Source organism: Plesiomonas sp., from assembly GCF_051650925.1.
Taxonomy (GTDB): Bacteria; Pseudomonadota; Gammaproteobacteria; order Enterobacterales; family CAMTGL01; genus Plesiomonas.
In genome coordinates, this window is the sequence record NZ_JBOFRH010000379.1 from 1 (window position 1) to 1623 (window position 1623).

The following is a 1623-nucleotide window of genomic DNA, read 5'->3' on the forward strand; positions in this document are numbered from 1 at the left end:
GTACGCTGGTGGCTATGCTGGACTATGCGGTTACTCATGGTTTCGTGGAAACTAATATTGCGCGGTTAGTGCGGCCTAAAGATTACTCGGCGAGTGCCAGTAGCCCACGTGAGCGTTGGCTGACGGTTCCTGAACTGCGCCTGTTGTGGAAAGCACTCGACGAAGATCTCGCAGCGGGAAGCTGTGTTAAAGATAGTAAAACGGGGCTGTTCGTACAGGGGGCTATTTCGGCGTCAGTCTGTAACATTATCAAAATGGTGATTTTGACCGGATGCCGCCGAGGTGAAATTGTAGATATGCGCTTTAGCAATATTGACGGCGATATGCTGGTTTTACCGGAAACTAAAAACGGCAAAGCCCATACGATTTTTCTTTCACCGATGGCGATGCGGCTTATCAATCAACAGCGGTTGTTGACGGAAGGGGATGTTGTCTTTCCCTCAGAACGATTGCGTGAAAGCAAAGGCGATGTGCCAGTAACGGCTGACAGTGTGACAAAAGCCTTACGGCACTTACGAGAACGTCGTTTACCGGATATGCCTGCATTTACTGTGCACGATCTGCGCCGCAGCGCGGCCAGTAACTGGGCTGAACGATTGGGGACTGAAGAGCGGATCATTGAACGATGCCTCAACCACCAGCCACAAAACAAACTGGTACGCACATATCATCGCGCTAAGCATGATGATGAAATGAAAGATACGTGGATGCGCTGGGGTGATCTTGTTGCATCAGAAATTGCCAGTGAACCTCGGCCTGACGGTGAGCCGACGTCCGATAACGTCATCAGCGTGCAATTTGGTCGGAGATAATGATTCGGATGTTAGATGATTGAACGCTCAATTGCATATAGAGTTTTATCTTATTTTTGCAATAAACTTAGGGCGGCTATCCATGACCGTGAGTAAAGAAATATATTTGCGTTGGCTAAGTTTCATATAATCAAGTAACAACCCATGCTTTCATAAAATAGCGACACCATGTACACAATATAGAGGGATTAATTGCAATCAAGATGAGAAAACCTTAAAAAATTACACGTAGTAATTTATTCTCTATTTCAAAAGTAAAGTTCAGGTGATTTGTGATTTGCCTCACGAATCATTTGTTTTATATGCGCTTAGGTAATTGCATTGTGTGCTAGATAGGGTTATCTTCTGCCCCGTTACTGTAGTTTCAGTTGTTATTATTATGATCTCGTGAGTTGTAGGCCGAAAACAAAGGTAATCCACATATCACGTGATGATTGCCTAATGACTAGGGTTTTGTCACTTTTTATATTTGGCATTTACTTAAGTGTGACTGGTTTCAAACCCACATTTTCGTCTAAATAAACTTAACAGATGCATTTATAGTGACACAGTTATTACTGTAACAACGTAATCTCTAAAAATCTCGCTGCGCGGCATTTTTTTGGAGCTTATAGCAAATGTCAACTGTATCGATTTTCAACCCTGATCTTGATGGAATTATTAAAATTCAGCAAATGCTGGATTTACTGGGGTGCTCACGTGCAACGCTGCATCGCTGGGTTAAGAAAGGTTGGTTTCCTAAACCAAAAATGCTTGCCGGAAAAACGGTGGGTTGGAAAAAGCGTGATTACCTCGCTTGGCTGCAAGATAA

At 43.6% G+C, this 1623-nt stretch carries 2 protein-coding genes; both read left to right on the forward strand.

All coding sequences use genetic code 11. From position 1 onward, the window contains the following. The coding region (locus ACRC27_RS08675) for a site-specific integrase (RefSeq protein WP_438639700.1) at positions 1-812 on the forward strand (812 nt) is incomplete at its 5' end. Between the two features lie 617 nt (positions 813-1429). Next, positions 1430-1623 (forward strand): helix-turn-helix transcriptional regulator (locus tag ACRC27_RS08680; protein ID WP_438639701.1); only part of this gene is annotated, 194 nt, incomplete at its 3' end.